The organism is Lysobacter sp. Root690 (genome assembly GCF_001427785.1).
In the GTDB taxonomy this organism is placed as follows: domain Bacteria; phylum Pseudomonadota; class Gammaproteobacteria; order Xanthomonadales; family Xanthomonadaceae; genus Lysobacter.
The window spans coordinates 314,793-340,751 of record NZ_LMHM01000011.1 but is presented as its reverse complement, the minus strand read 5'-3'; the positions used below and the strand labels follow the sequence as shown (position 1 = coordinate 340,751).

The following is a 25,959-nucleotide window of genomic DNA, read 5'->3' as shown; positions in this document are numbered from 1 at the left end:
CACGGGACATCCATGTCCCGGTGGCGCACGGCGTGCATCCTGCACGCCGCCCTTCGGGTGTGCCTTTGCTAACGCGAGTGCGTGGCCTCGCAGCGCTGGATGAACTGCGCGGCTTCAGGCCCAAGCAAAAGTTGCATGGCCTACCTGTAGGAGCGGCGCAAGCCGCGACCGCGACAATACGATTACTGCGCAGGCTTCGTTGTGGTGAGGTGGTTGCAGGCTTCGCAGCGTGGTCGTTGCGATGACGCGTGCGCGGGGGCGATCGCGTCGCGATTGAGGTGTCGTGGTCGCGGCTCGCGCCGCTCCTACAGAGAGATACGCGACATGTCGGAGATCGTGGTCGCGCAGGCGTGCTGCCGTGGGAACCGGCGACTCACGTAGAACGACGATCAATCCCGCAGCAACGCCTTCACCACCGCCTCGGGTTGTTTCATCCAGGCGAAATGATCGGCGCGCACGCTCAGATCCTTCGCGCTCAGTTCGATCGCTTCGACCCGTGCGCGCGGCAGTTTCGACAGCAGGAAGTCCTGCGAGGCGCGTGGCACCAGCCAGTCGTCGACCATCCGTACGACGCGCAGATCGACCTCGACCTGGGCCATGCCGGCTTCCATGTCGGCGTCGATGCCGGGCGCGGCGTAGCGGCCGCTCAAAGCGGTGCAGGCCCAGTCGGCGATCAGGCTGCGCGCTTCGTTGCCGCCGAAGCCGATGCGGCGGCCGGGCAGGGTGCCGTTGACCTGCGACAGCCAAGGCAGGAAGCGGTAGATCATCGGCATCGCCAGACGCCGCGGCATCGGCCAGGTCGGCCAGTACGGCGCGCCGCTGGCGGTCAGCCACAGGCGGGTCGGGATCGCCGGATCGTTGTGCAGCTTCGCCAGTCCGAGCCGCATGCAAGCCATCTGCCCACCGAGGCTGTGGCCGCCGATGATCCGCGACACGCCGGGTAGCGCGCGCGCCACAGCCGCGTCGCTGACCGGCAGATCGTCCAGCAGCAAGCTGTGGTAACCCCAGTCGCTGCTGCGGCTCGCGCGTTGGTTGCTGCTGCCGTTGCCGCGCCATTCGTGGACGAACACGGCGATGCCGCGCGCCGCCAGTGCATGCGCGAACGGCAGGTAGTGGCGCGCGGCGACACCGAGGGCGGGCAGCCACAGCAGGCTGGCGTTGGGACGCGGCGGGATTGAGGCGATCAGCGACCAGCGATGGCCGTCGCTCGCGCGCAGCGAGCGTTCTTCGGCGACGGTCGACTCAAGCACGCGGCGCGGCTCCGAAGTGATCGAGCACCAGCACCTCGCTGCGGCCAGGGCGATAGCCCAGGCGCAATGCGTCATGCACGTAGTCGGCCGCGGCGACGCAGCTGTCGGCGAGCGTGCGGCCCAGGCACAGGTTCGCGGCCACCGCCGAAGCCAGGGTGCAGCCGGTGCCGTGAGCGTCGAGTTGCAGGCGCGGATGCGCGATCTCGCGCACTTCGCCGGGGATGGCGAACAGATCGACGACATCGGCCACGTCTCCGCTATCGGGCAGATGGCCGCCCTTGAGCAGCACCGCGCGCGCGCCGAGCGCGAACAGGCCATCGAGCGCGCCGTGCATGGCCGCGCGATCGGCGATGGCGCGGCCGAGCAGCAACTCGGCTTCGGGCAGGTTCGGGGTGATCACGCTGGCCAGCGGCAGCAGCCGCGTGCGCAGCGCGTCCAGCGCGGAGGGTTCCAGCAGGCGCGCGCCGGAGGTCGCGACCATGACCGGGTCGAGCACGATATGCGCGGGCCGGTAGTGCTCCAACGCATCGGCCACCGCTTCGATTACATCGGCAGTGGCGAGCATGCCCAGCTTGACTGCGCCGATCTCGAAGTCGTCGAAACACGCGTCGATCTGCGCGCGCAGGAAGCCGGTATCGGGCACATGCACCGCGCTGACTCCACGGGTGTTCTGCGCGGTCAGCGCCGCGAACGCGCTGAGCCCGTGCACGCGGTGCGCGGCGAAGGTCTTCAGGTCGGCCTGAACCCCGGCGCCGCCGCCGGAATCGGAGCCGGCGATGGTGAGGGCGGAGAGAACGGGGATGCGATTCATCGCGCAAGCCTAACCAAAACGGCCTTATATGGAAGTCTTGACGTTCTGCGCGGTCGATCCACCGGCGTCGTGCGGCTCAGCCGCGCGGCGCGCGCACGTCGCTGTCGCGATCCCGGTTCAGCGCGCTCGCCGTAATGACCTGCGCCGCAATGACCGCAACCGACAGGCCGCGCCCATCGTCATGTCTGCGCTTGCGCCCGCATGCGCCAACGCGAACGTCCCAGCGCGAACGCGCGCCACAGCAGGAACAAACCCAGCAGCACCAGCCCCGGGTCGATCAGGAAGAACGACAGCAGTCGTCCGTCCCAGACCCGCGAGGTCTGCCAGCTGCCGGCCGATTTCGGATGCAGGCGCGCGACAATGTGGGCCTGGATGCCGGCGAATTCCGGGACCGGGCGAGTGATCCGCGCCTGGAACCGATACTCGCCGGGCGGTACGCCGAAGCGGTCGAAGTCGCGACTGATTTCGCCGCTGCCCACACCCGATGCGCCGAAGCTCTCGGTGTCGCCCTGGGCCACGATCTTGCCGCTGCCGGCCTCGCTCAGCGACCACCGCACCGGGATGGGCACGCCGCTGGGAATGGGCTTGCCTTGCGCGTCGTAGCCGCCGTCGCCGAGCAGACCGCGCAGGTGATCCATGCCGCGCGCATCGGCGCGGAAGGACAGTTGCAGGTGATAGCGGTCGGGCGCGCGGACGCGGATGCGCTGGTCGATGGCGCCGCCGGACGACACCGCGATCGGTGCATCCAGCGGCGGCGCGCTGATGCCATCCGCCCAGTAGTCGAATCCGATCCGCGCCAGCACCACGACGATCAGGGTGACCAGCGCGAATCGGTTGTCGCGCACGAACTGTTTGAGCATGGCGACCGGTTACAGCACTTCCGACGCGTAGTCGGCCAGACGCGAACGCTCGCCGCGGCGCAAGGTCACGTGCGCGCTGTGCGCCCAGCCCTTGAAGCGATCCACCGCGTAGGTCAGACCCGAGGTGGTCTCGGTCAGATACGGCGTATCGATCTGCTCGACGTTGCCCAGGCAGACGATCTTGGTGCCCGGACCGGCGCGGGTGATCAGTGTCTTCATCTGCTTCGGGGTCAGGTTCTGCGCCTCGTCGAGGATCAGCCAGCGGCTCAGGAAGGTGCGGCCGCGCATGAAGTTCATCGAGCGGATCTTGATGCGCGAGGCGAGCAGGTCGTTGGTCGCCGCGCGGCCCCAGGCGCCGCCGTCCTGGTTGTGGGTCAGCACTTCCAGGTTGTCGGTCAGCGCGCCCATCCACGGAGTCATCTTTTCTTCTTCGGTGCCGGGCAGGAAACCGATGTCCTCGCCGACGCTGACCGTGGCGCGGGTCATGATGATCTCGCGATAACGCTGCTGATCCATGGTCTGGGCCAGGCCCGCGGCGAGCGCGAGCAGGGTCTTGCCGGTGCCGGCGGTGCCCAGCAGGGTGACGAAGTCGATCTCCGGGTCCATCAGCGCGTTGAGGGCGAAGTTCTGCTCGCGATTGCGCGCGATGATGCCCCACACCGCATGCTGGTTATGGCGGAAGTCGTCGACGATCTGCAGGGTGACGCGTTCTTCGCCGACCTTGGTGACCTTGAGTTCGGATTCCGAATCGCCGGGCAGGTACAGGAACTGGTTCGGATACCAGTCGTCGTCTTCGGTGCGGGCGATTTCGTAATAGGTGCGGCCCTTCTCGGTCCACGACTTGAGGTCCTTGCCGTGCAGGGTCCAGAAATCGTCCGGCAGCGCGGTCGCGCCGGTGTAGAGCAGGCTGAAATCGTCGAGCGCGCGATCGTTTTCGTAGTCTTCCGACACGATCCCGGCGATCGAGGCCTTGATCCGCAGGTTGATGTCCTTGGACACGAACACCACCGGCACGCCGGGTTCCTGCTCCTGCAGCGCCAGGATCGCGCCGAGGATCTGGTTGTCCGGGATCACCGCGCTGAAGCGCTTGCCCGCGTCGAACGAGTTGGTCTGGAAGCGCAGCTTGCCGATGCTCTGCGCGCCGCGCAGTTGCAAACCCTGCGGACGGTTGAGGGTGATGCCGGTGCTGATCTTGTCGGTGCCCTCGATCTGGATCAGCTCGTTGAGGAAGCGGCTGACCTGACGGGCATTGCGGCTGGCTTCGGAGGTGCCTTTCTTGCCGTTGTCGAGTTCTTCGATGACCTGCATCGGCAGGTAGACGTCGTGTTCCTGGAACTTGAACAGCGCGGTCGGGTCGTGCATGAGCACATTGGTGTCGAGCACGTAGATCCGCTTGCTTCTGGTCATTGAGAAGTCTCGTCTCGGATGGGGGTGACGTCGTTACGTTGCGGCGCAAACACAAGAGCGGGCAAGCCATGCGTTCGCGAAAGCCGCGATCGCACATGACTCGATAGTGCAGAAGTCGAGGGTGAAATCCGTGTGGGCGACATCGGCGCTGACGACATCGGTGCTGATGACATCGGCGCCAGCGCAACCCGCGGTTGCGCGAAACGCATCCACCGCAGCGCCGCCGTGGCCCGCGGGGCGGGACGGCGAGGGGACAGGGCGGGTGCGCGCCTCACTGAGCGGCGGAATCCTTGAGGGCGTCGAGAACGGCTTGGGCATGCCCGGCGACTTTCACCGGACGCCATGACTGCACGATGACGCCCTTGGGATCGATCAGGAAGGTGCTGCGCTCGATGCCGAGGTATTTGCGGCCGTACAGGCTCTTTTCCTTGATCACGCCGAAGGCGTTGCACAGCGTTTCGTCCTTGTCGCTGACCAAGTCGAACTTGAAGCCTTGCTTGGCGCAGAAGTTCTGGTGCGACTTGATCGAATCGCGCGATACGCCCAGCACCGTCGCCCCAAGCTTCTTGAACTTCGGCAGCAGCGCATTGAAGTCCAGGCCCTCGGTGGTGCAGCCGGGCGTGCTGTCCTTCGGATAGAAGTACAGCACCAGCCACTGGCCGGCGAAGTCCTTCAGCGCGACCGTCTCGCCGCTGGACAGCGCCAGACTCAGCGCGGGCGCTTTCTTGCCGTATGCGTGATCGCCGGTATCGAGCATGGTCAGAACTTCATCGGGTCCATGATGGCGTCCAGGTTCAGATGGTCGCAGAACTCGAGGAAATCGTCGCGCAGCGCGGCGATGTGCATGCTCGAGGGGACGCCGATCGTGATCTGGGCGGAGAACATATCCGCGCCGGTCTGCATCGCGCGGTAGCGCGAGCAGTGCAGGCTTTCGATGGTGATGCCCTGGCGGTCGAAGAAGTCGGCCAGCTGGAACAAGATGCCGGGCTTGTCGGCGGCGACCACTTCGACGATGTAGGGCAGCAGGCTGGATTGGACCTGCTTGGCGCCGGTGCGGTACCACACCAGCTTGAGGCCTTCCTCGCGCTCCAGGCGCGTGAGCATGGCTTCGAGCTTGGCGACCGCGTCCCAGGAGCCGACCGCCAGCGCGGTCACCGAGACGTCGCGGCCGACCGTGGACAGGCGCGCATCGACCAGATTGCAGCCCGAGTCGGCGATCCGGCGGGTCACCGACAACAGCGGCGACTCCGGATGCGTCGTATAGGCGTTGATCAGGAGGTGGTTTTCGTTCGGCGACGGCCGGGAAGCGGAATCGGTCAAGGCGGCGCCTGCAAGGGGAGCGTAAAGCTCGGAAATGAACGGCGGCCCGGGCCCGGGCCGCGCTGTGAGTCAGCATACTTGCCCGCGCTTTCGGGCCGCAAGTAACATCGTCCCCTGCGTATAGGCGGCCAAGCGCGTTTCCGTGTCCCGCCGCCCGCTTTAGAATTCACTGGTTCTACGTTCTCCAATCCGATAAGCGTTCCACAGGTTCCACGTTCCCTCTCGGCCACGACCGCTCCGCAACCGCTGCGGCGGCGACTTCTCACTCAATAGGTCTTCACTTGCGACTTTCCGGCAGCATCACCGCGCTGGCGACGCCATTCACCGCGTCCGGCGAACTCGATCTGGACGCCTGGCGCCGCTTGCTGGCGCAACAGCTGGAAGGCGGCACCCAGGCGGTCGTGGTGGCCGGTTCCACCGGCGAAGCCGCGGCGCTGTACGACGCCGAATACGACACTTTGCTGCGCAGCGCGGTCGAATTGATCGCCGGCAAGATCCCGGTGCTGGCCGGCACCGGCCTGTCGAACACCGCCAAAACCATCGAACTGACCCGCCGCGTGGCCGCCCTCGGCGCCGACGCGGCGCTGGTCGTCACTCCGCCTTACGTCCGCCCGACCCAGGCCGGCCTGATCGCGCATTACCAGGCGATCGCCGACGACGGCGCGCTGCCGCTGGTGCTGTACAACGTGCCCGGCCGCACCGGCGGCGACCTGTTGCCCTACACGGTGGCGCAGCTGGCCGCGCATCCGCGCATTGTCGGAATCAAGGAAGCGGTGTCCGAACCCGAGCGCATGAATGCGCTGCTGGCGCTCAAGACCGAAGGTTTCTGCGTGCTCAGCGGCGACGATCCGACCGCCTGCCGGGCCATGCTGGCCGGCGCCGACGGTATCGTCTCGGTCGGCTCCAACGTGCTGCCGGGCGCGTTCCGTCGCCTGGCCGATCTCGCCCGCGGCGGACGCCGCGCCGAGGCCGAGGCCTGGGACGCGCGTTTGCGCCCGGCCTACGATTTTCTCGCCCTGGAACCCAACCCGATCCCGGTCAAGGCGCTGCTCGCCGCGCAGGGGCTGGGCCATGGCCTGCGCCTGCCGTTGCAGTCGCTGTCGGCGCCCCACCATGAAGCCGCGCGGCATGCCGCCGGCCTGATTGTCGAACTCGAACACCTCTGCCGCGATACGCTCGCGGCCTGAACCCCTGCAGGAGATGCTCATGCGTTCCAACGTTACCCTGTCCCGTGCGGTTGTCGCCGGTCTGCTGTTGGCCGTGGTCGCCACGTCGGGCTGCAGCTGGTTCCGCAAGGGCAATAAGCTGTATGCCGAAACCCCGGAAAACCGTCCGCTGGAAGTCCCGCCGGACCTCGATCAGCCGCGCACCGACGGCGCCATGGCGGTGCCGGCGGCCGGCGGTTCGGTGACGGCCTCGGGCCTGGCCGCGTCGCGTCCGACCCAGGCCGCTCCGGGCACCCCGGCGTCCTCGGCCAACGGTTTCACCGTCAGCGGCAACCGCGACGACGTGTTCACCAAGGTCGGCGACGCGCTGGGCAAGGTCGAAGGCCTGACCATCGCCAGCCGCGCGCAGTTGCTCGGCGCGTACGACGTCAACTACGAAGGCGGCAACTTCCTGGTCCGCATCAGCACCTCCGAAGCCGGCGCCTACGTGTCGGCGGTCGATCCGCGCGGTCTGCCGGCGACCGGCGCCGCGCCGGCCAAGCTGATCGCCAGCCTCAAGAGCACGCTGGGCGGTCGTTGATCGACGAAAGGCTGCAGGCTGGTTCCGACCGGTCCTTGCGATGAAAAACGGGCGCCTCGGCGCCCGTTTTTCGTTGTGGCGGTCGAGGCGGCCGGACTCAGCGCGAAAAGCCTCGCGCCAGACCTTCGTTCAACAGCAGCCGGGTCGCCGCCGCGCGTTGCGCCAGCGGCAACTGCGCGAGCGCATCGAGCATCCAGCCCAGCGAGCGGCAGCGCGCTTGGCGCGCGTTCGGGTCGCTCGCCTCGGCGTTGAGGCCGGCGGCGAAGCCGTCGTGCAGCAGCATCGCGGTGGTGCCGGCCGACTTCAGCGTTTGCCTGGCCGCCGTCGCGTCGTACGGCTGGCGCGGGTTCTGCAGGCCGGTCGCGGCGATCCCGATCAGCGCATTGCTGAAACCCTGGCGGCTGTCCGGGCTGAGCCGTTGCGCCGCCGCGGCCAGCGCCTGCGGGCTGCGGTCGGCATCCGGATCGAACAGCCCGCACAGCACATCGGCATCGCGCGGCGCGCGCGAGGCCCGGTGCACGGCCTGGAACAGCGGGTCGATCGAGCTGTCGGGCGCGCGCATCAGGGTGTCGCTGGCGCCGGCGGCGATCGCGGCGGGGTCGAGCTGGGACAGATCCAGCTGCGACAGATCGATTCGCGACAGGTCCAACTGCGACAGATCGAAACTGGACGACTGCGCCGACACCGTCAGCGGTGCCAGGCACAGCGCGAGCAAGCCTGCGAGTGAAGCCGGATGCGGCATGGTGAGCGGTCCGAAACGGGCAGGCCTGGAGTTTAGGCGCGGCCGGATGAACCGTTTCGGGACTGGTGGATAGGCGCGCTCACGCGTTGCAGTGATTCGATCGCGGCAGATCTGCTCCCTCTCCCGCTTGCGGTAGAGGGGTGGGGTGAGGGCGGTCATGCCGCGATCGCCCGTCGATCGCGACTTGCTGCAGAAGGGGGCACGGTCAGCCTATGAATCGGCGCACAGCACGATTGACACGAGCGCGCCAGCAAATCCGGCGCACCCAATCGCATCCGCTCGGCACGCGCGGAGGCCGCGTCGACGCGCGACTTGATACTCGCTGCTCAAAGCGCGGCGCCGCCGCGCAGGCTCAGCGTTCGAGCTGATCGATCTTGCCGGTCTTGCCTTCCCAATCCTTGGCGTCGGGCAGGGCGTCCTTGCGCGTGGTGATCACCGGCCAGGCCTTGGCCAGTTCGGCGTTGAGCGCGACGAAGCTTTCCTGCCCGGCCGGGACGTCGTCCTCGGGGTAGATCGCATTGATCGGGCATTCGGGCTCGCACAGGGTGCAGTCGATGCATTCGTCCGGATCGATCACCAGGAAGTTCGGGCCTTCGTGGAAACAGTCGACCGGGCACACCTCGACGCAATCGGTGTACTTGCACTTGATGCAGTTCTCGGTGACGACGAAGGGCATTGGCTGGGTCCTGGAGGTGGTCCGGTACGAAACAGGCCGGGCGGTCGATAGTGTAGCCATACGCATCGTCGCGACCCAAGACGAAGCTTGGCCTCTGCGACGCGGGTAACGGCGAAAACGGAACCGGCGCGGCCGCCGCGGCCGTCCATGACAGGACGGCAACCGGCCGGCGACAGCCCCTCTGCGCGCCGCGGACAAGAAAAAGCCCGCGTTTGCGCGGGCTCTTTCGTGCGACGGATCGCGTGTTTGGCGCTCCCTACGGGATTCGAACCCGTGTTTTAGCCTTGAGAGGGCCACGTCCTGGGCCTCTAGACGAAGGGAGCAAGTTGTACGACTCTGTCCGATTGAAAGACCCTGGACGGGGCCTGGACAGACCGCTCAAGCTCTCAACTCGACGCGGCCTGCTAGTATATGCGCCGCCGTTGCGCTGGGCAACGGCTGTATTCACGAACTCATAAGGCGGCACGCCCGCTCGATGCAATCCGATAACCTTTCTTCTATCCAAACCTCGCTGCGGGTCATTCCGCGCGACCAGCACAATGTCTCGCGCAAGGAGATCAGTCCCAACGCGTTACGGGTGCTGTACCGGCTGCGCGACAGCGGCTTCGGCGCCTATCTGGTCGGCGGCGCGGTGCGCGACATCCTGGTCGGCGGCCATCCCAAGGACTTCGACGTCGCCACCGACGCCACCCCCGAGCAGGTCAAGGGGCTGTTCCGCAACTGCCGCCTGATCGGCCGGCGCTTCCGCCTGGCCCATGTGGTCTACGGTCGCGAGATCATCGAGGTGGCCACGTTCCGCGCCAATATCGACGACGGCAGCGGCGACCGCGAGACCGACACCGGCGGCCGCCTGGTCCGCGACAACGTCTACGGCAGCATCGAGGACGACGCGGTCCGCCGCGACTTCACCGCCAATGCGCTGTATTACGCGGTCGAGGATTTCTCGGTGCGCGACTACGTCGGCGGCTTCGAGGACGTGCAGAACCGGCTGATGCGGCTGATCGGCGATCCGGTCACCCGCTACCGCGAAGACCCGGTGCGCATGCTGCGCGCGGTGCGTCTGGCGGCGAAGCTCGATTTCGAGATCGAAGCGGCCACCGCCGCGCCGATCCCGCAACTGGCGCCGCTGCTCGCCGAGGCCGCGCCGGCGCGATTGTTCGAGGAATGCCTGAAGCTGTTCCTGTCCGGACACGCGGTGCAGAGCTTCCTCGGTCTGGAACGCTACGGCCTGCTCGGCGCCTTGTTGCCCGAAAGCGCCAAGGCGCTCAAGTCGAACCGCAGCGGCGCGTTGCGCCGGATGCTGCTGGAAGGGCTCAAGGGCACCGACACGCGCGTCGCCAACGACGAGCCGGTGTCGCCCGCGTTCCTGTTCGCGCTGCTGCTGTGGCCGGCGTATTGCCGCGAGCTGATGAGCCTGCAGGCGCAGGGCACGCACACGGTCGAGGCGCAGCGTCGCGCCGCAGACCGGGTGACCTTGCACCAGTTGTCGATGATCGCGCTGCCGCGTCGGTTCTCGCTGCCGATGCAGGAAATCTGGCTGCTGCAGTCGCGGTTCCAGCAGCGCCAGCGCAAGCGGGTGATGCGTCTGCTGTCGCATCCGCGTTTTCGCGCCGCCTTCGATTTCCTGTGCCTGCGCACCGCCGCGTCGGAAGAGCACATGGCCGATGTCGAATTCTGGTTCGAGGCGCAGCAGCATCCCGATGCGATCGCCCATCAGGAAGCGAATCAGCATTCGGACGACGGCGAAGAGGGCGGCGATGAACGCGCGCCGCGCAAGCGTCGTCGACGCCGTCGTGGCGCGCCGGTGGCCGAGGGCTGAGCCGCGGCCGAGGATGTTGAAGCACGAATGACGGGTCTGCGTCCGCGACGCAGGCCCGGTCGGTCGTTCTCGATCTTCCGGTCGTTCGCTCGCAACGCCAGGCGCTATGTGGACGCCGGCGAACGCGGATCGCCGCGCGCATCCCGCACGGCCCGTTCGACGATCTGATCTTCCGATTCTTTCATTCGCGCATTCGCACCCAATGTCCGCGTCCACCGCCATCACCACTTACATCGGCCTGGGCAGCAACCTCGGCGACAGCGTCGCGGTGTTGCGCGCTGCGCTGCGCGCGCTCGACGGCCTGCCGCGGTCGCGCCTGCTGCGCGCTTCGCGGCTGTATCGCACCCCCGCCTGGGGCGTGCGCGAGCAACCCGATTTCGTCAACGCGGTGGCGATGCTCGACACCGAGTTGCCGGCGCGCGAACTGCTGGCGGCGATGCTGGAGATCGAGCGCGAGGCCGGACGCGCGCGCCGCGCCGACGGCAGCGACCGCTGGGGCCCGCGCACCCTGGACCTGGACCTGCTGCTGTACGGCGAGGCGAGGATCGACGAGCCCGGCCTGCACGTGCCGCACCCACATCTGCACGAGCGCGCCTTCGCCCTGGTGCCGCTGTTGGAGATCGCCCCGGACGTGGCCATCGCCGGCATGGGCGCGGCGAGTCAGGCGCTGGCGCGGATCGCTGCGGCCGAGATTGAGGCCCTGGTCGCGGTCGATAATTGACCGGCGCGGCGGCCCGACGGGCCGTGTTCATGGCGCGAGCGGGCGAAATCATGGTCGTCGCATGGCGAACCGACAGCGTTGCGCGCGCGGCGCTGGCGGGGCGGGGGCAACCTGCTAAGTTATGGCGCCCTCCCCAAGAGCGTCCGTTCGCCACCGCTCGGACGAATCCATCATGTACACCTCGGCCCCCACCGACGCGCAAGCCAATGACAAGCGGGCTGCCAAAGCCTGGACCGTGCCCATGCTCGCCGACGCCAAGCGCGACGGCCGCAAGATCGTCATGCTCACGGCGTACGACGCCAGTTTTGCCAGAACGATGGATGCCGCGGGTATCGACGTCATCTTGGTAGGCGATTCGCTCGGCATGGTCTCGCAAGGCCACAACAGCACTTTGCCGGTAACGGTCGCCGACATGGCGTATCACACCGCCAGCGTCGCCCGCGGCCTGTCCAAGCCGCTGCTGATCGCCGATCTGCCGTTCCAGTCCGACGCCACCCCCGAGCGCGCGCTCGATGCGGCCACGCAACTGCTGCAGGCCGGCGCGGCGATGGTCAAGCTTGAAGGCGCCGGGCACAAGCTCGAAGTGATCGAATTTCTGGTCGCGCGCGAGATCCCGGTCTGCGCGCACCTGGGCCTGACTCCGCAGTCGGTGCTGCGCCTGGGCGGCTACAAATTGCAGGGCCGCGACGACGCCACCGCGAGCAAGCTGCGCGCCGACGCGCGCGCGGTCGCGCAGGCCGGCGCGGCGCTGCTGGTGCTCGAATGCGTGCCCACGCCGCTGGCCGCGGCGATCACCGCCGACCTGACGATTCCGACCGTCGGCATCGGGGCCGGCCCGCAATGCGACGGGCAGGTGCTGGTGCTGCACGACCTGCTCGGGGTCAACTCGGGCCATCGCCGGCCCAAGTTCGTCAAGGATTTCCTGGTCGAAGGCGGTTCGGTCGAAGGCGCGTTCCGGGCCTATGCCGCGGCGGTGCGCGACGGCAGTTTCCCCGGCGAAGAGCACAGTTACGCCTGAGCCCGTTCGGTTGCGCGCGGCTGCGGCGCCTGCCCGGCGCGCGGCCGGCCGCGTCGTTTAAGATGCCGCGCACCTTCTTCAGCCGATGCCCGGGCCGCCGACGCGGCCGGCATCGAGCGCTTTCTTTCGAGGTAAGCCCATGATCGAGATCGTCAGCGACCTGGCCGCATTGCGCGCGCGGGTTCAGGCCTGGACGCGCGAGGGCCTGCGCGTGGGCTTCGTGCCGACCATGGGCAATCTGCACGCCGGCCATCATTCCCTGATCGAACTGGCGCGCCGCCACGCCGACCGCGTGGTCGCCAGCGTGTTCGTCAATCCGACCCAGTTCGGCCCGAACGAAGACTTCGCGCGCTACCCGCGCACGCCCGAGGCCGACGCCGCTGGGCTGCACGCCGCCGGTTGCGATCTGCTGTGGTTGCCGACGGTGGAGACGATGTATCCCTTTGGTGTCGACGGCACCGTGCAGATTCGCGTGCCGCGGGTCACCGACACCTTGGAAGGCGCGCACCGTCCCGGTCATTTCGACGGCGTGGCGACGGTGGTCGCGCGTTTGTTCCATCAGGTCCGGCCCGATGTCGCGGTGTTCGGGCGCAAGGATTATCAGCAGCTGGCGGTGATCCGCTATCTGGTGCGCGATCTGGCGTTCCCGATCGAGATCGTGGCCGCGCCGACCCTGCGCGAAGCCGACGGCCTGGCGATGAGTTCGCGCAACCAGTACTTGTCGGAAAGCGAGCGCCCGCAGGCCGCGCAGATCCAGCAATGCCTGCAATGGATGCGCGATGCCCTGCGCGCCGGCGACGCGCGCGAAGCAGTCGAGGCGCAGGCTGCCGCGCGGCTGACCGAAGCCGGTTTCGCGGTCGATTACGCCGCCGTGCGCGCGCCCGACCTGAGCCTGCCGGAAACCAATGGCACCGCCGGCGCCGACGGCGCGGCGCGGGTGGCCCTGATCGCGGCCAAGCTCGGCCGCACCCGCCTGATCGACAACCTTGAATTCGAGCTGTGAAGGCCGCACCGACGGGTGTGTGGCCGGCCCGAATCCGACCCTGAACCCGGCATGCAACCGGGCCGCTGAACGGGAAAGCTCCGTTCCGCCCGCCACGCCCCCGGGCCATGTTGCAGCGCGCCATGCGCTGCTAGACTTCAGCTCTTTCGCGCCCGCGCGTCTGCGGACGGAGTAACCCGACCATGCAACTGAACCTGCTCAAGGCCAAGATCCACCGCGCCACCGTGACCCACGCCGAGCTTCATTACGAAGGCTCCTGCGCGATCGACGGCCGTCTGCTCGATATCTCGGGCATTCGCGAGTACGAGATGGTCCACATCTACAACATCAACAGCGGTCACCGCTTCTCCACCTACGCCATCCGCGGCGAAGAGGGCAGCGGGGTGATCTCGGTCAACGGCGCGGCCGCGCACAAGGCGCAGCCGGGCGATCTGGTGATCATCTGCGCGTACGGCATCTGCGACGAGGCCGAAGCGGCCAAGTACAAGCCGACCCTGGTCTACGTGGATCGCAACAACCAGCTCACCCACACCAACACCTCGATGTCGGCCCAGGCCGCCTGAGTCCGATCGCCCGAGCGCTAACCCCCTTGAGAGCCAACCTTTGAGAGCCGCCCCCCGATGAGCGATGACGTCCGACTTCACGAGCTGCGCGCCGAGGTCGGGCGCGTCGTCGTCACCCCGCTGGCGCAGTTGATCGCAACCGATCCGTCGCGCGCGGCGGATTTCGCCCTCCAGGTCGGCCCGCTCTACGCCAGTTTCGCGCGCCAGCATTACGATCGCGACGCGCTGATCTGGTTGCGCAAGGCGGCCGAGGCCGCCGGCAGCGTCGAGCGCCTGCGCGCATTGTTCGACGGCGAAATCGTCAACGTCACCGAAGGCCGCCCGGCGCTGCACACCGCGCTGCGCGGCGATCTGTCGTCGACCCAGATTGCGCGCGACGCGCACCAGCAGGCCCTGGCTGCGCGCAAGCAGATGCGCGAAGTGATCGAGCGGCTGAGCGCGAGCGAAGTCACCGACATCGTCAGCGTCGGCATCGGCGGTTCCGATCTGGGTCCGCGCCTGGCCGTGGATGCGCTCAGCGGCGCGACGCCGGGCCGGTTCCGCGTGCATTTCCTGTCCAACGTCGACGGCCACGCCGCCCAGCGCACCCTGGCCGGGCTCGATCCCAAGCGCACCGCCGCGCTGTTGATCTCCAAGACCTTCGGCACCCAGGAAACCTTGCTCAACGGCGGCATCCTGCGCGACTGGCTCGGCGACGACTCACGTCTTTACGCGATCAGCGCCAACGTCGAACGCGCCGCGAGCGCGTTCAATATTCCCGACGAGCGCATCCTGCCGATGTGGGACTGGGTCGGTGGTCGCTATTCGCTGTGGTCGGCAGTCGGCCTGCCGATCGCGCTGGCGATCGGCATGGACGCGTTCGAAGATTTCCTCGCCGGCGCCGCGCAGATGGACGCGCACGTGCTGGAAACGCCGCTGGAGCGCAACCTCGCCGCCTGGCACGCGCTGACCGCGATCTGGAATCGCAACGGTCTGGGTTATGCAACGCAAGCCGTGCTGGCCTACGACGACCGCCTCAAATTGTTGTCGAATTATCTGCAGCAGTTGGTGATGGAAAGCCTGGGCAAGTCGGTGCGCCTGGACGGTTCACCGGTGATCGGCGACACCGTGCCGGTGTGGTGGGGCGGTGTCGGCACCGATACCCAGCACAGCTTCTTCCAGGCGCTGCACCAGGGCACCTCGATCATTCCGGCCGACTTCATCGGCGTGATCCATTCCGATGCGCCGTACCCGCAGAACCATCGCGCGCTGCACGCCAATCTGCTCGCGCAGACCGAAGCCTTCGCCAACGGCCAGCGCAGCGACGACCCGCACCGCGCTTATGCCGGCGGTCGCCCGAGTACCACGATCCTGCTCGATTCCTTGACCCCGCAGTCGCTCGGCGCGCTGCTGGCGATGTACGAGCACAGCGTGTATCTGCAATCGGTGTTCTGGGGCATCAACGCCTTCGATCAGTTCGGCGTGGAACTCGGCAAGCAGGTCGCCAGCACCTTGTTGCCAGCGCTGGCGGGCGAGGCGCAGGCCGACGATCCGGTGACGAAGGAGTTGCTGCGCAAGTTGCGTGGATGACGCACGGCGCGATCGCATGCGCGAATCGAACGGTGCCGCGGCACCGTTCGTTTTTTCGGCGGACGAATGAATGAACATGAATGCATGAGCACGATGGCATGAACATCCGTTTCGATCATTTCGTTCTGACCGTGACCTCGATCGAGGCGACCTGTGCGTTTTACCGCGCCGCGCTGGATGCGCGTATCGTGGAGTTCAAGGGCGGACGCAAAGCGCTGGACTTCGGCGGCTGGAAGATCAACCTGCATCAGCTCGGCCACGAGTTCGAGCCCAAGGCCGCGACGCCGACCGGAGGCAGCGGCGACTTCTGCGTGATCAGCGACGAGCCCCTGGACGAATTGATCGCGCGATTGGGCGAATTGGGCATTACCATCGAAGACGGTCCGGTGCCGCGCACCGGTGCGCGCGGTCCGATCGTATCGGTGTACTTCCGCGATCCCGACGGGAATCTGGTCGAAGTCGCGAATCCCACCTGAGCGATTCATGCGTTTGCTCGACGGAGATGCTCCGCATCGCCTCAGCGCAATCAGATACTCACGCCGCGTCGTGCCGCTCCAACGCCCACACCACATGCTCGCGCACCACTTCGCTCGGATGCTCGCTGCGCGTGCGCAGCGCGGCTATCACCTCCGGTGTGGCCGGCGCATTGCCCAGCGCCACCGCGATATTGCGCAGCCAGCGCTCATGGCCGCTGCGGCGGATCGCCGAGCCTTCGGTGCGTTGCAGGAATTCGGCTTCGTCCCAGGCGAACAACTGGCTCAAGCTGGCGCGGTCGAGTTCGTTGCGGGCGCGGAAATCCGGCTCATCGGTGCGCTGGGCGAATTTGTTCCAGGGGCAGACCAGTTGGCAATCGTCGCAACCGAAGATGCGGTTGCCGATCGCCGGGCGCAGTTCGATCGGGATCGCGCCTTCGTGTTCGATGGTCAGATAGGCGATACAGCGGCGCGCATCGAGCCGGTGCGGGGCGATGATGGCCTGGGTCGGGCAGATGTCGATGCAGCGCGTGCAGGTGCCGCAGTGCGCGGTCGCCGGCGTGTCCACCGGCAACGGCAGGTCGACGTAGATTTCGCCGAGGAAAAACCACGAGCCGCCGTCCTTGTCGATCAGGCAGGTGTGCTTGCCGATCCAGCCCAGCCCGGCGTTGCGCGCCAGGGCGCGTTCCAGCACCGGCGCGGAATCGACGAACACGCGATGGCCGAACGGGCCGACCACCTCGGCCAGGCGCTCGGCCAGCCGTTGCAGGCGCTGGCGCATGAGCTTGTGATAGTCGCGGCCCAGCGCGTAACGCGCGACGTAGGCGCGTTCGCCGTCGGCCAGGGTGATCCAGGCGTCCTCGTCGTCGCGGCGGCCGTAGTCCAGACCGACCGAAATCACCCGCACCGTGCCCGGCAACAGATCGTTCGGACGCGCGCGCAGTTCGCCGTGGCGGGCCATCCAGTCCATCGAACCGTGCAGGCCCTGCGCCAGCCAGTCGAGCAGGTGGGCTTCGTCCTGGGCCAGCTCGATCCCGGAAATACCGCAGCGCTGAAAGCCGAACTCGCGCGCGATCGCGCGGATGCGCGCGGCCAGCGCGACATAGTCGGGCGCGGCGGACGCGGCCGGCGGCGGATCGGGCGGGGTGGGGCGGGCGGTTGGCGGGCTCACGATGCGGCAAGTATAGAATCGACCCATGTCTGCGACCGCTGAAACTTCCTCGCCCGCGCCGCCGCGCGGCCTGTTCGACGCGGCCGGGCTGCGCGCGATCGAAACCGCGGCCGCGGCCGAGCTGGGCGACAGCTACGCGCTGATGCGCCGCGCCGGCGAAGCGGCCTGGCGCGAATTGCTGAACCACTGGACCCGCGCGTTCCATCTGCTGGTGGTGTGCGGCCCTGGCAACAATGGCGGCGACGGCTACGTACTGGCCACCCATGCGCTGTTGTCCGGACGTCAGGCGGTGGTGGTGCGACTGCGCGAACACGCGCCGCGCGGCGAACTCGCCGAGCGCGCGGCGGCGGCGTATGCGGCCGCCGGCGGCAGCACGCTCGAATTCGACGGCGAGTTGCCCAAGGCCGATGTGATCGTCGACGCGCTGTTCGGCATCGGCCTGTCGCGCGCGCCCGACGCCGCGGCGTCGGCGCTGATCGAGGCGATCAACGCGCATCCCGCGCCGGTGCTCGCGCTGGACGTACCCAGCGGCGTCGATGCCGATCGCGGCTACGCGTATCCTTCGGCGATCCTCGCCCAGCGCACGCTCGAATTCATCGCGCCGAAGGCCGGTCTGGTGACTGGCGCAGCGCTCGATCATGCCGGCGTTTTGGCGTTGGCGAGCCTGGATCTGCCGCAGACGCTGTATCACACCCCGCCGGTAGCGGAATTGCTGCGCGCCGAGGATCTGCCGCGTTGGCTGCAACCGCGCCGACGCGACAGTCACAAGGGCCGCAACGGCCGGGTGCTGTGCATCGGCGGCGATCACGGCCACGGCGGTGCGTTGTTGCTATGCGCGCAGGCCGCGTTGCGCAGCGGCGCCGGCTTGCTCGATGCGGCGACACGGTTAGCGCACGTCGCGCCGATGCTGGCGCGTCTGCCCGAGGCGATGCCGCGCGCGATCGAGCATGCCGACGAATTGAATGGCGCGATCGACAACGCCAGCGTAATCGCGATCGGTCCTGGCTTGGGCCAGGAAAGCTGGGGAAAACAGCTGTTCGAGCGCGCCGTCGCCAGTGCGAAACCGTTGTTGCTCGATGCCGACGCGCTCAATCTGCTCGCCATCGATCCGCAACCGTTGCCGGCCGATTGCATCCTGACCCCGCATCCGGGCGAAGCCGCGCGATTGCTCGGCAGCGACACTGCGCGCGTGCAGGCCGATCGTTTCGCCGCGGTGCGCGCGCTGGTCGAACGCTACCGTTGCGTGGTCGTGCTCAAGGGCGCCGGTACTCTGATCGCTGCTCATGGTCGCGGTGTGCAGGTGATCGGCGCGGGCAATCCCGGCATGGCGGTCGGCGGCATGGGCGATGTCCTCAGCGGCGTGATCGCGGCGTTGCGCGCGCAAGGTTTCGATGCGTTCGACGCGGCCTGCGCCGGCGCCTTGCTGCATTCGGTGGCCGGCGACGAGGCCGCGCGCGAAGGCGGCGAACGCGGCCTGTTGCCCAGCGATCTGATGCCGTGGCTGCGACGCCGCGCCAATCCCGTCAACGGCGCGCGTTGAGCGCTTGCAGGCCGGTCCGATGAACTCCGATTCCGCACTTGCATCGACGATGTCCAACGATTCGATCCAACTTCATCTCAGCGACACCGATGCCACCGATGCGCTCGGCGCCGCGCTCGCCGCGGCGCGCGCGAACGCCATGCAAGCCGATGTGTTGATCGTGCATCTGCACGGCGATTTGGGCGCCGGCAAATCCACCCTGGCGCGCGCCTTGCTGCGCGCGCTTGGCGTGCAAGGCGCGATCCGCAGCCCGACCTACACCCTGGTCGAGCGTTATCCGCTCAGCGACGGCGGCGAAGCCTGGCATCTGGACCTGTACCGCATCGGCGATGCCGGCGAGCTGGAGTTCCTCGGCCTGGACGGCGGCGAGGCCTCGTTGTGGCTGATTGAGTGGCCCGAGCGCGGTCTGGGTTGGCTGCCGGCACCGGATTTGCGCATCGATCTGGACCAGGACGGGGCGGGTCGACAGGCCCGTCTGAATGCGCTCAGCGAGGGTGGACGAGCCTGGCTGGTCGCGCTCGCCGACGCGACACGTACCCGTGAGGTTGCGGCCGACTCCTGAACGATTCCATAGGAAGTCGCCCCAGGTCCCGGATTTGCAAGGGAAAAATGCTTGCAATTCGGATGGTCCGGTGCTTGACTTACGCCCATGCGAGTCAAAGGGGCCACTGTCCAGAAATTCCTGCTCGGCCTGGCGCTGCTCGCGGCGCTGGCCTGGAATCTCGCGCACGCCAGTGAAATCAAGGGCTTGGAGCTGCGCAACGGCGCCACCGGGACCCGTGCCGAAATCGCCCTCGACGGCGCCGGCGAATACAAAGTCATCAGCCTCAAGGGCCCGGATCGGCTGGTCGTCGACCTGCCGGCCTCGCGGCTGGGCAAGAATCTCAAGCTGCCGGCCGCGACCGGCATCGTCAAAGCCGTCCGCACCGGCGAGCCGCAGCCTGGCACCGCGCGGGTCGTGTTCGACCTCGCTCAGCCGATCGCGGTGCTCAAGCCGCATATCGAGCAGGGCACTTCGGGTCCGCGGCTGATTCTGGAATGGCCGGGCGACGGCTCCGAGCCAGCGCGTGTCGCCGCGCCGGCGGCTGCGGTCGCCACAGCTCCGGCCAACCCGCCGCCGCCTGCGATCGCCAACCCGGCGCCCGCGCCGGCCGCGACCACCGCCGAGCCGGCGGTCGCCTCCAACGCCGCCACCCAGCGTCTGATCGCCGAACTCGCCGCGCGTGGCGCCGCGGGTTCCGCCCCGGCGCAGAGCAGCGCGGCATTGCCGGCGGCGCGTCCGCCGCAGGCGTCGATCCCGGCTGCGACCGCGACCGCACAGACCACCACCGCGCAGACCGCGTCGGCGCTCGCCGCAGCCGCGCCGGCCAGCAGCAACCCGGTATCGCCGCCGCCGAGCGTCGCTCAGCAGGCCGCCAATCAAGCCGCCAGCCAGGCGGTGTTCGAACAGGCCGCGCAGGCCCCGGTGGCGACCACGGTTGCGACCGGCGTGCCGACCCGCATCGCCACCGGGGTTCCGACCCGGGTCGCGACCGGAGTGCCGGCGCCGATGCCCGGCGCCAGCGCCGCCGTGCCCGAAGCGGGGCCCGAGGCGATGCCGCCACCGGGCGCGACCAAGACCTTGAAAGACGTGATGCGCGGCCGCGGCATGCGGCCGTTGATCATCGCCATCGATCCCGGCCACGGCGGTCAGGACCCGGGCGCGATCGGCCTGACCGGCAAGCGCGAAAAAGACGTGACCCTGGCGATCGGCCGCGAACTGGCGCGCCAGATCAACGCCACGCCCGGCCTCAAGGCCTATATGACCCGCGACAGCGACGTGTTCATCCCGCTGCCGCGCCGCGCCCAGTTGGCGCGTCAGGCCAAGGCCGACATGTTCATCTCGATCCACGCCGATGCCGCCGAGAACCGCGCCGCCAAGGGCTCCTCGGTGTACGTGCTGTCGCTCAAGGGCGCGTCCTCGCAGCGCGCGCGCTGGCTGGCCGACAAGGAAAACTCCGCCGACCTGATCGGCGGCGTACGCCTACAGCAGACCGACAACACCCTGGCCTCGGTGCTGCTCGATCTGACCCAGAGCGGCCACATGAAGGCGTCCGAAGACGCCGCCGGGCACGTGCTCGACGGTCTCAAGGATGTCGGCAACAACCACAAGCCGCATATCGAGCGCGCCAACTTCGCGGTGCTGCGCACCTCGGACATGCCGGCGATGCTGGTCGAGACCGCGTTCATTTCCAATCCGGAAGAAGAGCGCCGTTTGACCGATCCCTCGCACCAGCGCGCCCTGGCGCGGGCGGTGCTGGCGGGGGTCAACACCTACTTCACCCGCCAGCCGCCGCCGGGCACGATGTACGCGGCGCGCGCCGAGGCCCAGCAGGCGCCGTCGGGCGGGTTCGGCGGCGGAAGTCCCTGATCGCCGACGCGGTGTGTTCGAACTGATTCGATCGCCGCGCATTTGCTTCGTCTGCCCGTTCGACTTCCTCGAATCGATCCCATGAACGCCGCACCCGATGCCGAGCTGATCGCCGCGGTGCGTCGCTGGCTGGCCGAGCGCCGCGCGTTGTGGATCAATCAGGCGTATCGGCACGAGGGCGAGCCGGCGCAGCGTGAGTACTTTCTCAAGCCGCTTGATGGCGGCGCGATCCAGCTCGGTTTCGACGATTGGCTGGATCGGTACGAGGATGCGACCGACCTGTACTTTCGCCATGAGCGGCGGCGCTTCGACAGTCTGGAGCTGGCGTTGGCCTATACCTTCGAGCGATTACCGCTGCAGGTTGGGGATTTCGGTCGCGCGATGGATTCACGCTAGCCCTCACAGGCCCTCACCCCAGCCCTCTCCCGCAAGCGGGAGAGGGAGTTCTTCTCGCGCTTGCGGCGACCGCAGGGAGTGCAAGGCTGAGAAGGTGCCCGCAGGGCGGATGAGGGCGCTCCTCGCCCGCTGACCTTCGAGACGCTACCAACAACGAGCCCCCAAACCACAAGCCCCGGATCGCGGCGACCCGCACCCAGCGGCTATCATCGATCCCCATCCCCCGACGGTGCCGCGCGCACCGAAACGCCGCCCGTGAGCATCCGCCAACTCCCCGATACCCTCATCAACCAGATCGCCGCCGGCGAAGTGGTCGAGCGGCCCGCGTCCGTGGTCAAGGAACTGGTCGAGAACGCGCTCGACGCGGGCGCGCGCCGGGTCGACATCGACCTGGAAGAAGGCGGCGTGCGCCTGATCCGCATCCGCGACGACGGCAACGGCATCACCCCCGAAGAACTGCCGCTGGCGGTGTCGCGCCACGCCACCAGCAAGATCGCTTCGCTCGACGACCTCGAAGGCGTCACCACGCTCGGGTTTCGCGGCGAGGCATTGCCTTCGATCGCCTCGGTCAGCCGCTTCGCGCTGTCCTCGCGCCGCATCGGCGAAGACCGCGGCGCGGTGCTGGAGATCGACGGTGGCCGGCTCGGCGAAGTCACGCCCAAGTCGCATCCGCAGGGCACCACGGTCGAAGTGCGCGACCTGTTCTTCAACGTGCCGGCGCGGCGCAAATTCCTGAAGGCCGAGCGCACCGAGCTGGGCCATATCGAAGAATGGCTGCGCCAGCTCGCGCTCGCGCGGCCGGACGTCGAACTGCGCGTGTCGCATAACGGCAAGGCGACCCGGCGCTGGAAAGGCGAGGGCGACCTGATCGACATGGGCCTGTCGGACGTGCGCATCGGCGAGGCGCTCGGCGAGGAATTCGCCAAGAACGCGTTGCGCGTGGATCACAGCGGCGCCGGCCTGCGCCTGCACGGCTGGATCGCGCAGCCGTCGTACAACCGCGCCAGCGCCGATCAGCAGTATCTGTATTGCAACGGCCGCTCGGTGCGCGATCGCAGCATCGCCCATGCGGTCAAGCAGGCCTATGCCGACGTGCTGTTCCACGGCCGGCAGCCGGCGTATGTGTTGTTTCTCGAACTCGATCCGCGCCGGGTCGACGTCAACGTGCATCCGGCCAAGCACGAAGTGCGCTTCCGCGATGCGCGGCTGATTCACGACTTCGTCTATCGCACCCTCAACGATGCGCTGGCGCAGACCCGCGCCGGCACTATGCCGTCGGCGCAGGTGCCCGGCGGCGGCGATCCGTTCGCCGCGGCCAACGGCGACGGCGCCGCGCCGTCGAACATGTACCAATACCGGCCGACCGCGCCGCTGGGTTTGCAGGTCAGCGAAACACGCGCCGGTTATGCCGCTCTGTACGGCAGCGGCGGCGGCTCGGTGTCCGGCCCCGCACCGGGCGCCGGGCTGTATGCCGGCGCCGGCAGCGCCTACGCCGGCCCCGCGCCGGGCATGCCGCGTCCGGCGCTGCCACACAGCGACGACGACACTTTGCCGCCGCTGGGTTATGCGATCGCACAGCTGCACGGCATCTACGTGCTGGCCGAAAGCGCCGAAGGCCTGATCGTGGTCGACATGCACGCCGCGCACGAACGCATCGGTTACGAAAAACTCAAGAACGCGCACGACGGCGAAGGCCTGCGCACCCAGCCGCTGCTGGTGCCGGCGACCCTGGCGGTGTCCGAGCGCGAGGCCGAGGTCGCCGAGCGCGAGGAGGCCACGCTGATCGCGCTGGGCTTCGAAGTGACCCGCAGCGGCCCGCAGTCGCTGACCCTGCGCGCGGTGCCGGCGCTGCTCGCCCACGGCGACGTCGAGGCGCTGCTGCGCGACGTGCTGGCCGACCTGCGCGAACACGGCGAATCGCGCCGGGTCGCCGCGGCGCGCGACGAACTGCTGTCGACCATGGCCTGCCACGGCGCGGTGCGCGCCAATCGCCGTCTCACTTTGCCCGAAATGAATGCCTTGCTGCGCGAGATGGAAGCCACCGAACGCTCCGGTCAATGCAATCATGGGCGTCCCACCTGGGCACGCTTCAGCCTGCCCGAAATCGACCGCTGGTTCCTGCGAGGGCGTTGAGATGGCTGCTGCTTCCACGTTGTTGCGACTGATCCCCAAGCCGCTGTTGTGCGCGGCCCTGCTGGCGCCGGCGCTGGCCGCCTGCGACTCGCCGCAGCAGCAGGCGCAGGCCAAGCGCGAGGCCGAGCAGGTCGCCGCGGCCAGCGCGACCTTCGCCCGCGACGAACAACTGTGGCGCGAACACCGCCGCGAAGAACTGCTCAAGCCCGACGGCTGGACCAGCCTGATCGGCCTGCATCCGATCGACGAGGGCTCGCACTATTTCGGCAGCGATCCCGACAACGGCATTCGCGTCGCCGCCGGCCCGGAGCATTTCGGCTTGTTGTCGTTGAACAAGGACAAGCTGCGTTTCGTGCCCGAGCGCGGCGCGGCGCTCACGCTCAACGATCAGCCGCTCAAGGGCGCGGCCACCTTGCTCGCCGACGACTATCCGGCCGGGCCAAGCAAGATCGGTTTCGACGACGGCAAGGGCGTGCTGACCGTGATCAAGCGCGGCGACCGCTATCTGCTGCGGGTCCGTCATGCCGAAGCGCCGACCCTGACCGGGTTCAAGGGCATCGACTATTGGCCGGCGCAGGAAGACTGGAAGATCAGCGCCAAGTTCGTCGCCCATCCGGCCGGCAAGACCATCGACATCGCCAACATCATCGGCACGATCGAGGCCACGCCCAATCCCGGCGCGGTCGAGTTCGAGCGCGACGGCCAGACCTACCGCATCGAAGCGCTGGATCAGGGCGGCGACGAACTGATGCTGGTGTTCGCCGATCGCACCAGCGGTCACACCAGCTACAGCGCCGGGCGCTTCCTTGACGTGTCGCGGCCGAACCTGCAGGGCAAGGTCATCCTGGATTTCAACAAGGCCTACAACCCGCCGTGCGCGTTCACCGCGTACGCGACCTGTCCGTTGCCGCCGCCGGAAAATCGTCTGAATCTGGAAGTGCTGGCCGGCGAGAAAACCTACAAGCCCAGCGCCGCCGCGGCGCCGGGCGGCGACACCGAGCACGGTGCGAAACCCGAAACCGCCGCCGCGCCCGCGTCGTAACAAATCTTCCTTACCTTCGGGCGTTGTCGCTCGAGTTCACCGAGACCATCTGCCGATGCGGTTCATGAAGTTGTTCGTCCTGCCCTTGTTCGTCGCCAGCGCCTTGAGCGTTTCGCTGACCTCCGCCACCGCCATCGCCGGCGGTGAGCAGGCCGCGGTCGCGGCGACCAAGACGCCGCCGGTGCCGCTGCTGTGGAAGGTGTCCGACGCCGACAACGCGGTGTACCTGCTGGGCTCGTTCCATTTGCTACGCGCCGACGACTATCCGCTGTCGTCCGACATCGATCAGGCTTTCGCCGGTTCCGACAAGCTGATCTTCGAGGTCTCGCCGCAGGAGATGTTCGACCCGGGCGTGCCGCAGCGTTTCATGCAGCGCGCGCGCTACGACGACGGCCGCACCCTCAGCCAGGTGCTGCCGGGCGATCTGCGCGAAAAACTCAACCGCGTGCTGGCCAAGAACGGCCGCTCGCTGAGCCAGGTCGATGCGCTTGAACCGTGGTTCGTCAATCTATCGCTGGTGCTGGGCGTGTCGCAGTCGATGGGTTTCAGCCCGCAGCTCGGCCTGGACCAGTACCTGATGCGGCAGGCGGCCGAAGCCGGCAAGCCGGCGCTGGGCCTGGAGAGCATGGACAGCCAGCTGCAGATCATGGACTCGGGCCCGCTGCCCGAGCAGATCAAGGCGCTGCGCGAATTCCTCGACAAGCCCGAGGACGTGCCGGGCATGCTCGACGACATCCACAGCGCGTGGCGCAATGCCGACATCGCCAAGCTCGACGAAAAAGCGCGCGTGGAGATGAAGGAAAAGACGCCCGAGACCTACCGCATGGTCAATCTCGAGCGCAACGAGGCCTGGATCCCGCAGATCCAGAAGCTGCTCGACGACTCCAAGAAGGGCGACAGCCTGGTGGTGGTCGGCACCATGCATCTGCTCGGCGACGATGGCCTGATCGAACGTTTGCGCGGCAAGGGTTACAAGATCGAGCGGATCTGTTCGGCCTGCGCGATCGGTACGTCGGATGTGGCGTTGCCGATCGAGGTTCCGACGCCGGAAGGCGCGACTGCGCCTAAGTCCGATAAGCCCGCTTCCGACAAGCCGGCCGCCGACAAACCGGTCCCGAGCAAATCTGCTCCGGCCAAGCCGTAACAGCACGATGCAGGGAGCGCCGTTACCGCGATGACGCGGTCGCGGCTCGCGCCGCTCCTACAGGGTGGCTATGCAGCTTTTGCTTGAGCTTGAAGCCGCGCAGTTCATCCAGCGCTGCGAAGCCATGCACTCGCGTTAGCAAACA

Annotated in this window: 25 protein-coding genes and 1 tRNA gene; 16 read left to right on the top strand and 10 right to left on the bottom strand. The window is 67.9% G+C overall.

Going from position 1 to position 25,959, the window contains the following annotated elements; genetic code table 11:
• Positions 1 to 389: 389 nt before the first annotated feature.
• The 6 genes from ASD86_RS06705 to ASD86_RS06680 form a co-directional block, all read right to left on the bottom strand.
• Complete coding sequence (locus ASD86_RS06705) at positions 390 to 1,250, bottom strand: alpha/beta fold hydrolase (RefSeq protein WP_056108526.1); 861 nt, start codon at positions 1,248 to 1,250, stop codon at positions 390 to 392.
• Positions 1,243 to 2,061 carry a bifunctional hydroxymethylpyrimidine kinase/phosphomethylpyrimidine kinase gene (thiD, locus tag ASD86_RS06700; protein ID WP_056108524.1) on the bottom strand — a complete coding sequence of 273 codons (819 nt, stop codon included), beginning with the start codon at positions 2,059 to 2,061 and terminating at the stop codon, positions 1,243 to 1,245. Before thiD ends, ASD86_RS06705 begins: the two co-directional genes overlap by 8 nt.
• Positions 2,062 to 2,240: 179 nt before the next feature.
• A complete protein-coding gene (locus tag ASD86_RS06695) occupies positions 2,241 to 2,921 on the bottom strand; it encodes a DUF5625 family protein (protein ID WP_056108521.1) in 681 nt (226 codons plus the stop codon).
• 9 nt (positions 2,922 to 2,930) lie between these two features.
• Entirely contained in the window at positions 2,931 to 4,328 is a 1,398-nt protein-coding gene (locus ASD86_RS06690) for a PhoH family protein (RefSeq protein WP_056108516.1), read from the bottom strand.
• 271 nt (positions 4,329 to 4,599) lie between these two features.
• On the bottom strand, positions 4,600 to 5,085 hold the full coding sequence (locus tag ASD86_RS06685) for a peroxiredoxin (RefSeq protein WP_056108513.1): 486 nt from the start codon (positions 5,083 to 5,085) through the stop codon (positions 4,600 to 4,602).
• A 2-nt stretch (positions 5,086 to 5,087) separates the two neighbouring features.
• Complete coding sequence (locus tag ASD86_RS06680) at positions 5,088 to 5,648, bottom strand: glycine cleavage system protein R (RefSeq protein ID WP_056108510.1); 561 nt, start codon at positions 5,646 to 5,648, stop codon at positions 5,088 to 5,090.
• Between the two features lie 281 nt (positions 5,649 to 5,929).
• Between ASD86_RS06680 and dapA the strand changes: the two genes are divergently transcribed.
• Both dapA and ASD86_RS06670 read left to right on the top strand, forming a co-directional pair.
• Positions 5,930 to 6,835, top strand: a complete 906-nt coding sequence (gene dapA / locus ASD86_RS06675; RefSeq protein WP_056108506.1) for a 4-hydroxy-tetrahydrodipicolinate synthase — start codon at positions 5,930 to 5,932, stop codon at positions 6,833 to 6,835.
• Between the two features lie 19 nt (positions 6,836 to 6,854).
• On the top strand, positions 6,855 to 7,394 hold the full coding sequence (locus tag ASD86_RS06670) for a hypothetical protein (RefSeq protein WP_056109161.1): 540 nt from the start codon (positions 6,855 to 6,857) through the stop codon (positions 7,392 to 7,394).
• 97 nt (positions 7,395 to 7,491) lie between these two features.
• Here ASD86_RS06670 and ASD86_RS06665 read toward each other — a convergent pair whose 3' ends face one another.
• The 3 genes from ASD86_RS06665 to ASD86_RS06655 all read right to left on the bottom strand — a co-directional run bounded on the left by ASD86_RS06665 (position 7,492) and on the right by ASD86_RS06655 (position 9,135).
• A complete protein-coding gene (locus ASD86_RS06665; protein WP_157476250.1) occupies positions 7,492 to 8,136 on the bottom strand; it encodes a hypothetical protein in 645 nt (214 codons plus the stop codon).
• Positions 8,137 to 8,488: 352 nt separating this feature from the next.
• A complete protein-coding gene (gene fdxA / locus ASD86_RS06660; protein ID WP_036115051.1) occupies positions 8,489 to 8,812 on the bottom strand; it encodes a ferredoxin FdxA in 324 nt (107 codons plus the stop codon).
• A gap of 247 nt (positions 8,813 to 9,059) precedes the next feature.
• Positions 9,060 to 9,135: transfer RNA gene (locus tag ASD86_RS06655), tRNA-Glu, on the bottom strand.
• Positions 9,136 to 9,287: 152 nt separating this feature from the next.
• Between ASD86_RS06655 and pcnB the strand changes: the two genes are divergently transcribed.
• From pcnB to ASD86_RS06620, 7 genes are all read left to right on the top strand, one after another.
• Positions 9,288 to 10,631 (top strand): polynucleotide adenylyltransferase PcnB, encoded by a 1,344-nt coding sequence (pcnB, locus tag ASD86_RS06650; protein WP_056108501.1) that lies wholly within the window; start codon positions 9,288 to 9,290, stop codon positions 10,629 to 10,631.
• A gap of 202 nt (positions 10,632 to 10,833) precedes the next feature.
• Positions 10,834 to 11,352 carry a 2-amino-4-hydroxy-6-hydroxymethyldihydropteridine diphosphokinase gene (folK, locus tag ASD86_RS06645; protein ID WP_056108498.1) on the top strand — a complete coding sequence of 173 codons (519 nt, stop codon included), beginning with the start codon at positions 10,834 to 10,836 and terminating at the stop codon, positions 11,350 to 11,352.
• Positions 11,353 to 11,524: 172 nt separating this feature from the next.
• The gene (gene panB / locus ASD86_RS06640) at positions 11,525 to 12,370 is read left to right on the top strand and encodes a 3-methyl-2-oxobutanoate hydroxymethyltransferase (RefSeq protein ID WP_056108494.1); all 846 of its coding nucleotides are present in this window, start codon (positions 11,525 to 11,527) and stop codon (positions 12,368 to 12,370) included.
• Between the two features lie 139 nt (positions 12,371 to 12,509).
• On the top strand, positions 12,510 to 13,373 hold the full coding sequence (gene panC, locus ASD86_RS06635) for a pantoate--beta-alanine ligase (protein ID WP_056108491.1): 864 nt from the start codon (positions 12,510 to 12,512) through the stop codon (positions 13,371 to 13,373).
• A 182-nt stretch (positions 13,374 to 13,555) separates the two neighbouring features.
• A complete protein-coding gene (gene panD, locus ASD86_RS06630; RefSeq protein WP_036115061.1) occupies positions 13,556 to 13,936 on the top strand; it encodes an aspartate 1-decarboxylase in 381 nt (126 codons plus the stop codon).
• Positions 13,937 to 13,993: 57 nt separating this feature from the next.
• Positions 13,994 to 15,505, top strand: a complete 1,512-nt coding sequence (pgi, locus tag ASD86_RS06625) for a glucose-6-phosphate isomerase (RefSeq protein ID WP_082578120.1) — start codon at positions 13,994 to 13,996, stop codon at positions 15,503 to 15,505.
• A gap of 98 nt (positions 15,506 to 15,603) precedes the next feature.
• A complete protein-coding gene (locus ASD86_RS06620; RefSeq protein ID WP_056109157.1) occupies positions 15,604 to 15,981 on the top strand; it encodes a VOC family protein in 378 nt (125 codons plus the stop codon).
• A gap of 58 nt (positions 15,982 to 16,039) precedes the next feature.
• On the opposite strand, the gene queG is transcribed toward ASD86_RS06620, so the two are convergent.
• On the bottom strand, positions 16,040 to 17,074 hold the full coding sequence (gene queG, locus ASD86_RS06615) for a tRNA epoxyqueuosine(34) reductase QueG (RefSeq protein ID WP_056109154.1): 1,035 nt from the start codon (positions 17,072 to 17,074) through the stop codon (positions 16,040 to 16,042).
• A gap of 100 nt (positions 17,075 to 17,174) precedes the next feature.
• Here queG and ASD86_RS06610 point away from each other — a divergent pair, with 100 nt between their 5' ends.
• The 7 genes from ASD86_RS06610 to ASD86_RS06580 all read left to right on the top strand — a co-directional run bounded on the left by ASD86_RS06610 (position 17,175) and on the right by ASD86_RS06580 (position 25,814).
• Positions 17,175 to 18,689, top strand: coding sequence for a bifunctional ADP-dependent NAD(P)H-hydrate dehydratase/NAD(P)H-hydrate epimerase (locus tag ASD86_RS06610; RefSeq protein ID WP_056108488.1), 1,515 nt, complete (start codon positions 17,175 to 17,177; stop codon positions 18,687 to 18,689).
• Positions 18,690 to 18,738: 49 nt separating this feature from the next.
• Positions 18,739 to 19,251 carry a tRNA (adenosine(37)-N6)-threonylcarbamoyltransferase complex ATPase subunit type 1 TsaE gene (gene tsaE, locus ASD86_RS06605; RefSeq protein ID WP_056108483.1) on the top strand — a complete coding sequence of 171 codons (513 nt, stop codon included), beginning with the start codon at positions 18,739 to 18,741 and terminating at the stop codon, positions 19,249 to 19,251.
• Positions 19,252 to 19,338: 87 nt separating this feature from the next.
• Complete coding sequence (locus tag ASD86_RS06600) at positions 19,339 to 21,099, top strand: N-acetylmuramoyl-L-alanine amidase (RefSeq protein WP_082578118.1); 1,761 nt, start codon at positions 19,339 to 19,341, stop codon at positions 21,097 to 21,099.
• Positions 21,100 to 21,180: 81 nt separating this feature from the next.
• Entirely contained in the window at positions 21,181 to 21,495 is a 315-nt protein-coding gene (locus ASD86_RS06595) for a hypothetical protein (protein ID WP_056108478.1), read from the top strand.
• 255 nt (positions 21,496 to 21,750) lie between these two features.
• Positions 21,751 to 23,628 (top strand): DNA mismatch repair endonuclease MutL, encoded by a 1,878-nt coding sequence (mutL, locus tag ASD86_RS06590; RefSeq protein WP_056108476.1) that lies wholly within the window; start codon positions 21,751 to 21,753, stop codon positions 23,626 to 23,628.
• A gap of 1 nt (position 23,629) precedes the next feature.
• Positions 23,630 to 24,670, top strand: coding sequence for a DUF1684 domain-containing protein (locus ASD86_RS06585; protein ID WP_082578117.1), 1,041 nt, complete (start codon positions 23,630 to 23,632; stop codon positions 24,668 to 24,670).
• Positions 24,671 to 24,734: 64 nt separating this feature from the next.
• Positions 24,735 to 25,814 carry a TraB/GumN family protein gene (locus ASD86_RS06580; RefSeq protein WP_162253622.1) on the top strand — a complete coding sequence of 360 codons (1,080 nt, stop codon included), beginning with the start codon at positions 24,735 to 24,737 and terminating at the stop codon, positions 25,812 to 25,814.
• The last annotated feature ends 145 nt before the right edge of the window (positions 25,815 to 25,959 follow it).

What these genes read in the sequence shown, in the direction of transcription:
- thiD (WP_056108524.1), bottom strand. Translation starts at nt 2,061, where the DNA reads ATGAATCGCATCCCCGTTCTCTCCGCCCTCACCATCGCCGGCTCCGAT.
- ASD86_RS06695 (WP_056108521.1), bottom strand. Translation starts at nt 2,921, where the DNA reads ATGCTCAAACAGTTCGTGCGCGACAACCGATTCGCGCTGGTCACCCTG.
- ASD86_RS06690 (WP_056108516.1), bottom strand. Translation starts at nt 4,328, where the DNA reads ATGACCAGAAGCAAGCGGATCTACGTGCTCGACACCAATGTGCTCATG.
- ASD86_RS06685 (WP_056108513.1), bottom strand. Translation starts at nt 5,085, where the DNA reads ATGCTCGATACCGGCGATCACGCATACGGCAAGAAAGCGCCCGCGCTG.
- ASD86_RS06670 (WP_056109161.1), top strand. Translation starts at nt 6,855, where the DNA reads ATGCGTTCCAACGTTACCCTGTCCCGTGCGGTTGTCGCCGGTCTGCTG.
- ASD86_RS06665 (WP_157476250.1), bottom strand. Translation starts at nt 8,136, where the DNA reads ATGCCGCATCCGGCTTCACTCGCAGGCTTGCTCGCGCTGTGCCTGGCA.
- fdxA (WP_036115051.1), bottom strand. Translation starts at nt 8,812, where the DNA reads ATGCCCTTCGTCGTCACCGAGAACTGCATCAAGTGCAAGTACACCGAT.
- pcnB (WP_056108501.1), top strand. Translation starts at nt 9,288, where the DNA reads ATGCAATCCGATAACCTTTCTTCTATCCAAACCTCGCTGCGGGTCATT.
- folK (WP_056108498.1), top strand. Translation starts at nt 10,834, where the DNA reads ATGTCCGCGTCCACCGCCATCACCACTTACATCGGCCTGGGCAGCAAC.
- panB (WP_056108494.1), top strand. Translation starts at nt 11,525, where the DNA reads ATGTACACCTCGGCCCCCACCGACGCGCAAGCCAATGACAAGCGGGCT.
- panC (WP_056108491.1), top strand. Translation starts at nt 12,510, where the DNA reads ATGATCGAGATCGTCAGCGACCTGGCCGCATTGCGCGCGCGGGTTCAG.
- panD (WP_036115061.1), top strand. Translation starts at nt 13,556, where the DNA reads ATGCAACTGAACCTGCTCAAGGCCAAGATCCACCGCGCCACCGTGACC.
- pgi (WP_082578120.1), top strand. Translation starts at nt 13,994, where the DNA reads ATGAGCGATGACGTCCGACTTCACGAGCTGCGCGCCGAGGTCGGGCGC.
- ASD86_RS06620 (WP_056109157.1), top strand. Translation starts at nt 15,604, where the DNA reads ATGAACATCCGTTTCGATCATTTCGTTCTGACCGTGACCTCGATCGAG.
- ASD86_RS06610 (WP_056108488.1), top strand. Translation starts at nt 17,175, where the DNA reads ATGTCTGCGACCGCTGAAACTTCCTCGCCCGCGCCGCCGCGCGGCCTG.
- tsaE (WP_056108483.1), top strand. Translation starts at nt 18,739, where the DNA reads ATGTCCAACGATTCGATCCAACTTCATCTCAGCGACACCGATGCCACC.
- ASD86_RS06600 (WP_082578118.1), top strand. Translation starts at nt 19,339, where the DNA reads ATGCGAGTCAAAGGGGCCACTGTCCAGAAATTCCTGCTCGGCCTGGCG.
- ASD86_RS06595 (WP_056108478.1), top strand. Translation starts at nt 21,181, where the DNA reads ATGAACGCCGCACCCGATGCCGAGCTGATCGCCGCGGTGCGTCGCTGG.
- ASD86_RS06585 (WP_082578117.1), top strand. Translation starts at nt 23,630, where the DNA reads ATGGCTGCTGCTTCCACGTTGTTGCGACTGATCCCCAAGCCGCTGTTG.
- ASD86_RS06580 (WP_162253622.1), top strand. Translation starts at nt 24,735, where the DNA reads ATGAAGTTGTTCGTCCTGCCCTTGTTCGTCGCCAGCGCCTTGAGCGTT.